Origin of the sequence: Herbidospora mongoliensis, assembly GCF_001570545.1 — a bacterium.
GTDB classification, from domain to species: Bacteria; Actinomycetota; Actinomycetes; order Streptosporangiales; family Streptosporangiaceae; genus Herbidospora; species Herbidospora mongoliensis.
This window is the reverse complement of record NZ_BBXD01000044.1, coordinates 1-6,463: the sequence shown is the minus strand read 5'-3', so window position 1 is coordinate 6,463 and position 6,463 is coordinate 1. Positions and strand designations below refer to the sequence as shown.

At 60.6% G+C, this 6,463-nt stretch carries 4 protein-coding genes and 1 pseudogene; 1 reads left to right on the top strand and 4 read right to left on the bottom strand.

Annotation, left to right across the window (positions count from 1 at the left end):
* Window positions 1-515: transposase (locus AW272_RS40115; protein ID WP_218011243.1), on the top strand; the 515-nt coding region annotated here is incomplete at its 5' end.
* Between the two features lie 153 nt (window positions 516-668).
* On the opposite strand, the gene AW272_RS43000 is transcribed toward AW272_RS40115, so the two are convergent.
* From AW272_RS43000 to AW272_RS46360, 4 genes and pseudogenes are all read right to left on the bottom strand, one after another.
* Window positions 669-2,249: a HEPN domain-containing protein gene (locus AW272_RS43000; RefSeq protein ID WP_157519388.1), complete on the bottom strand. Its 1,581-nt coding sequence runs from the start codon at window positions 2,247-2,249 to the stop codon at window positions 669-671.
* A gap of 184 nt (window positions 2,250-2,433) precedes the next feature.
* Window positions 2,434-3,690: an AlbA family DNA-binding domain-containing protein gene (locus tag AW272_RS40110; protein ID WP_066376566.1), complete on the bottom strand. Its 1,257-nt coding sequence runs from the start codon at window positions 3,688-3,690 to the stop codon at window positions 2,434-2,436.
* Between the two features lie 187 nt (window positions 3,691-3,877).
* Window positions 3,878-4,288, bottom strand: a complete 411-nt coding sequence (locus tag AW272_RS40105; protein ID WP_157519386.1) for a hypothetical protein — start codon at window positions 4,286-4,288, stop codon at window positions 3,878-3,880.
* 724 nt (window positions 4,289-5,012) lie between these two features.
* Window positions 5,013-6,385 (bottom strand): annotated as a pseudogene (locus AW272_RS46360) (IS701 family transposase).
* Between the last annotated feature and the right edge of the window lie 78 nt (window positions 6,386-6,463).

Below are 6,463 nucleotides of genomic sequence, written 5' to 3'. Positions count from 1 at the left end.
CCTGGGGACGACGCGGGATCACCCCGGTGGTGGCGGTGACCGCCAAAGGCGGCGGCCGGATCTCCATCGCCGCGCTGGTTGCGGTCAAACCGGCTGACCCGGCCGCTGGAGCCAGGCTGATCTACCGCACCCGCCCCTATCGCGGACGCAAAGGGGAGCCGAAAGGGTTCGCAGCCGCCGACTACGCGGCCCTGTTCGACGCGGCGCATCAACAACTCGGCGCGCCACTGGTGGTGGTGTGGGACAACCTCAACACCCACCACTCAGCACGGATGCGCGAGCTGATCGCGGCCCGCCCGTGGCTGACGGTCTTCTACCTGCCCGCCTACGCGCCGGAGTTCAACCCCGTCGAAGCGGTCTGGGCCCACATGAAGAAATCCCTGGCCAACCTGGCCACCCGCAACCAGGACCAACTCCTCGCGCTGGTGAAGAGCCGGCTCAAACGCATGCAATACCGCCGCCGCATCCTCAGCGGGTTCATCGCCAAGACCGGCCTGGACCCCCACCTCTCATAACCTCAGCCATTAAGGCTCTCTAGCAAACCAGCCGCACATCGATATGCGCGGGCTGCGATTCGCCAGTGGGGACTGCCCATCGAGGTCGAGCACAGGGCCCTTTTTGCCCACGCTTAACCGAGCATTTAACCCAGGATATCCGACCTAGCCACGCTAAAGCGTCAGGATAATACGCTTTGAGCGATCCACGTCGGTCAACAACTCCGGATAATCTGAGTACAACATTCGGAGGCAACGCAATAACACGTCAAGGGCATAACCCCTAGCCGCGACAGCCTCTTCATGGCTGAGCTCTTTTGCGCCATGGACAACCTTACTTCGACTGTTATACATGGCGACTAGCGTTTTATGCAGTGCCAATCTTTTTTCGCCATCGGATTCCAGTAACTTCGACATCGCGGCACAAATTCTGAATGACAATTCCCCTTGGCTAGTTCCCGCGAAAATATTCTCCCACGCAACCACAGCATCGACGAATCCATCGACCGCGTTCCTTCGCTCTGTGGTAGCCGAAATAAGGCGCCTTAGCGCGATTTCCACCTTTTCGGAAGATGCGGTGTGGATAAGACCGGCCCAATGTTCCAGTGAGTATATCTCTGTGTCATTGACGACATAGAAGTCGACCGGCATTGCAGCCCGCATATGCGAGGACAGGCCAGTGGTCATCGACAACGGATCGGCCATCAATGTCCAAGATCTACTGCAAGCGGCCGGCAAGGTACGGTCTATCCCTAAAGTAAAAGCGAGTTGAGTCCGTTCACACGAACGCTGCATAGCAAGCTCCGCGCGCTCCATGCTAGCGGGCCACTGGATTTCACCGGACTCGTTTTGATAGTCATAGTCGATCTCTATTTGATAATCGCGCTTTGTTTCAAGCACAAAACCAAGCGTGGCACTATCTTCCCCTCCTCTTGAAGGTCGCGCTTCACCCGGAACGAACTCAAAGCCATTTGGCTCTCCATAAGGAGACACCGTCCCCCATGGAAGTTCGACCCGTCCGGGGACAGCGATATTGTTAAATCCGATCCATACTGGAATCTGGGTCAACTTGCCCGTAGCAGCACGCCTAAGTGTTGCAAATGTATTCTCAAGCGCCACCTTAAAGCCTTGAACATCCAAGCCCGATCTCATTCGGGCATATATATAGGTTGAATTCAATATGGAATTCTGCAATTCCTGCATGAAGATTGCGCTGGATTGGCCTGTGTTTACTTTTACTCTAGCCTTAACGCGTCGCCCTTCTCGCTCCTCCACGTCGACTAGCCGCCTTAGTGCCGAGTCCTCCAATACTGCACGTTCAAAATCCGGACGTTCTGTGCTATCAAAAAAAGAGTGAGTAAGATATATTAAACCAAAGTGCCCCTCCATCCTTTTCGCTATACACAATGGATACATTTCCATTGCAATAGGAGCGAAAGCGTCGACGACAGGGTCACCCGTTCTGAAATCAGGCAAGGACCCGCCAGCGGCTAGTCGCCAAGAATTAAAGACACTCCTCTTCCCGGAGGGAATTTCCTCAGCCAAACTGAACAGTGCACTCGATAATGGCATATCGGCTATTGCGCAGCGAATTCTTTCTTCTTCCAGACGCCGTGTTACCAGTACTAGCAAATCACGGCTTTCGGCAGCGACATCCTCTTCACCAGCCACCATCGCCTGAAGGGCAGTCTCATCTATATTGAGTGTGTACGAGATCAAGGCTGCACCGAAATGCCTAATCGCGGGCTCCAGCATTGCCCGCATAGTTTCTCTTGACACTAAACTCTCCAAATCGGAAGATAATTAAGCCAATCAAATCGACCGTCGATTTTTTTGCTTTCTTCTTCCCTTAAGGCGCTATAAGCAACTCTTTTATCAGCTCATCTTCGCTTGGCAATCTTCCTCGGCGCGAGATCGACCCATCTAGCGCCGTCTCCTGCTAGGCGATCTGATCATCGCTATCTGGTGGCTGAATCACGAGGAGATTCGAGACGCCACCCTGATTCACGCAGTCTAGCGCGAGGTCGCGAACATGCCCCAAGTAGTCCGAGTCTGGCCCTATAGCGTTAAGGGTCGTATCGATAGGCGTGAATCGGTGCAGTGGAGTCGACACTCCATCGTAAATAAAACCACCGATATCCCTTGTTAGAATCCTGAGCGGCTGCTCCCTGCTCCAATCGATGCCAACTCGAACGTCGTAGTCGTCGTTGCCAGCAGCTTCCGCAGTCGTCCTAATAAGCCCCATGAAATCGGCAATAGCGCACTCAATAGCAGCCGACTCAACTTGCCAACCTCCGAAATATCTGTCGCGGTCCATTCTGTGGCCACCAACGGTGGCTGCGAGCGTCACCGAACCGTCGTGGTGAATGCTGACCCACGATGCCTTCCACACCGTGCTCTCGCTCGTTGCGATGTTCACTGCTACCCAGCGGCGCAGTCCAGGGCGAAAGCTTTGCAGGTCAACATTATTCAACGGGTGAATTCCGCCATGATTCGTGAAGGACAGCGCTAAGTCACGGGCCTTTGACAGCACATCCTTGATCCCGTCGCGAGTCAGTCGCGCACCGAACCGGGGAATGCGGGGATGAGCGACCGCTATCAGCAATGCACGCTCGCCGGAGTTAAGCCCCCCAGACGCATCAGTGAACAGCGCGTCCAGCGCCTCGGTTGTATGGCGGCGTTCTTCGAAACGTGCGCGATACATGGCCTCGATCTGGCGCTCTTTCATCCATACCGTGTCTGAGTCGTTGCGCACAGGCGCACCGAAATAATCGTTCCTGTAGATCAAATGCGGTCCGTCGATGCTCGCAGGAACCTCGATGACGACAGCCTGATTACCCTTGGCTCCGACGCGGAATATATGCAGCCCAAACACAGGAGGAGAAATGCCAGTGATCGCTGCGCTGCGCAGCGATCGCTCATACGCTTCATCGAACTCGCCTACATCAACCCGCTCAGTTGCCGCCTTCTGTGACTCGCGTACGCCGTAGACGATTAGGCCGCCACCGCTGTTCGCCATCGCCGCAACATCCTTGGGGAAGTCTGTCTGTGGCAGCCCCTTCGCCGGCGGTAGCTCCAACTTCCAATCCAGGTCGCTCGTCTCGGTCACACCAGCGGCTACGGCCGCGTCAAGAATGTCCTCTGTCAATGGCCCAGGGGGCGCACCGACTGCGCGGTGGAGTGCTGTGAAGCTCATTCGCTAAGCGTACTTAGAGATCGTCGACTGAAGCGATGAACTGCGGCTTGGGCCGGTTGCCTTCTCCCCTTCAAGGGGAGCGACGGGAGCCAAATCAGGGAGCCAACGCCTTCCGACCCCCTCTGACCCACCGCTCCCCTCAGGGTGTTGCTGCAGGTAAGAGACTCACGAATCGACTCAGCGTGATCTAGATCGACCTAGAAATTTCCCTGAAGCGCAGGTGGAGCACCGCGCCTTCGGGCATCGCCATCAGGGCGACGACGATGCCCGTACTGACAATGATCGGTTGAGCCCATTCCAGGCGGGTGACGTGCACAGCGGCACCCGCGAGCACGGTCAGTCTCGAGATCAGCAGCGGGTCCAGTTCGGAACGTCGCCGCCACAGCCACGAGATGACGAGCGTGAAGGCGAGCGGCCCGAACTGCATGTTCGCGTCGATCATCAACAGGGGTTCGACGCCGTACCGGCGCATGCGGCGTATCCGCGAGAGGGACAGGTGGCCCTCATAGAGCCTCGCCACGTTGCGCGGACAGTTCGTCTCGCACGTACTACAGCGATCGTGCTCGCCCTCATGGTCGGCGGCGAGAGTGGCGCGCATGGCGGCGGTCAGGTTGTGGTGGTCAAGTCGGAGCAGGCCAACGCCTCGCGAAGTCCCTCTATCTCGTCGCGCAGGTCGGGAACGGTGGACAGGACGCCCGCCAGGGCCGACCCGTGCGAGGGGGTGAGGAGAGAGGTAGTGAGGAGAGTGAAGACGAAAGGGCGCACAGGCGGGTGTTCGGCGGAGCGGATGAGCCAAGCGTGATGGTTGCGGACCTCCCGGAGATCGGTCTGTCCGTTGGGCCATGTGGTCGACGTGTTGACCACCCCTTTCCTCCCGGGGCGTGTGGCCCCGGAAGCGTTGACGATGTGGACGTTCAGCCCCAAGCGGCTGCGGCTGCGCCTTTTCGCCGTCGCCGCACGTCGGACCTGCCAAGGCCGCCGATTGCGGATGCGGATCGCCGCCCGATGACCCTGGGGCGAAGCAGATCATCACCGCGATCACCTGGCTGCCGACCCTGCCAGCACCGACCTTGGACCTTGACGAGCACGAAGCCGTCCCAACGCGCGAAAAGGCCAACCATGGGCCTGTGGAACACCGTCTACCCGGCACGACAGTCGGGCCACGACGCTGACCCGACCGCGAAATCGATACTCAGCCGGATCATTCACCCGACCACAAGAAGATCACGAAAGTCCGGGCTAGCGGTAGTTCGTTGAATCAAGGTGGTTGGTAGAGGTATAGGCCATGGCCTGCGTGAACGGCGTCGATGAGCGCTTGCAGATCAGCGGGCGGGGGCGCTTTGGACCATGCCCGCCACCAGCGTGTGAGCGCGATGGCCGGGGTCAGCCAACTTCGGACCGCGCGGAGCGTGTGGGGCCAACTGGGGGCCGAGGGGAGCCGCGGGACGCTTGGAGGCTGCTGGGATGAGGCGGTCGCGCTCCCTCTCTACGGCACTGGCCGATGGCATCTCAGGTGGGGGCGGATCAGAGAACCAGGCGGCCCAGCAGAAACTGAAGGCGCAGTTGACCAGCGACTGATGACGTTGGATGGCGATGCCGGAGCGGACTTGGAAGTCGGCCCAGCCCAGCTCGTCCTTGATCTGTTTGTAGCTCTGTTCGATCCAGTTCCGGATGCCGTAGAGGCGGACGAGTTCGGCCAGGTCGGCGGCCTGATGAGGACTGTCGGCCGTGCGGGGTGATCCAGGGCGGGGCAGGTCGGTGGCCAGATACCAAGTGGCCTTGTCGGGCAGCGTGGCCGGATCGGCGGTGGCCACCACCAGCCGGGTGAGCCCGTCCGGGCCCCAGGCGCCCAGCCGGGCCTCCCCGGCCCACCAGGTCTCGGTGTGCCCATCACGGAAGGTGCGCTCGACCCGCTGCCAGTCACCGGGCTGATCCGGCCCGGCCCAGCCCAGCTCCCGGGCGGCCTCTCGCGGTGTATACGCCCCGGGCCCGTAGGCCCAGGTGCCGCGGCGGGCCGTAAGGCCATCACCCAGGCCAGGCCGATCCGGCGCAGTTCGGCGCGGAAGTTGTCCAGATCCCCGTAGGCGCAGTCGGCCACCGCGGCGCGCACGCCCACCCCGGCCTGGATCGCCGCCGCGGCAAGCTCCACCGCGATCTGCCATTTCGTGCGGAAGGCCGGATCGTTCTTACCGCCGGGCAACCGGCGCGCGGGGGTGTAGGGCTGGGCGTGCAGCGGGAAGTACAACCGTTCATCGGCCCACAGCGTGGTCACCGTGACGACGCCGTTGTCGGTCTTACCGAGCCGCCCCAGCCATTGACGGCCGGCGAAGGCGGTCGCCGTGCCGTCTTTGCGGTCCCCGCTGTCATCGATCACCAGCACCCCACCGGCATGCGCGGCGGTGGCCGGGTCGGCCAGCAGCAGCCGCAGCCGCCGCTCATTGATCCGGACGGGATCCCAGCACGACTCCGACAGGAAGAACTGCAGCCGCTGCGCCGGTGGACTCCCGGCACCCGCCACCGGCTCCGCATCGGCCAGGCACGTCAGCGTCTTGTTCCGCGAGCGCGGCTGGAGTAACCCGGCCAGATACTCCCGAAACCCCCGCCGCTGCGCCACATGGGAGAACAGGTCATCGAAGCGGGCCGCGTACTCCTCCAGCGGCCCCGGCGCGGGCGGACACGGCTTGGGTTTGGTCATCCCTCGGCTCCCTTCATCCGGAAGCCCCCGTACCTACGCTTCTACCTCGCCGAACGCCTTGATTCAACGAACTACCGC

Coding starts and splice junctions, on each gene's coding strand:
- AW272_RS40110 (WP_066376566.1), bottom strand. CDS start 3,690: ATGAGCTTCACAGCACTCCACCGCGCAGTCGGTGCGCCCCCTGGGCCA.
- AW272_RS43000 (WP_157519388.1), bottom strand. CDS start 2,249: ATGCTGGAGCCCGCGATTAGGCATTTCGGTGCAGCCTTGATCTCGTAC.
- AW272_RS40105 (WP_157519386.1), bottom strand. CDS start 4,288: ATGCGCGCCACTCTCGCCGCCGACCATGAGGGCGAGCACGATCGCTGT.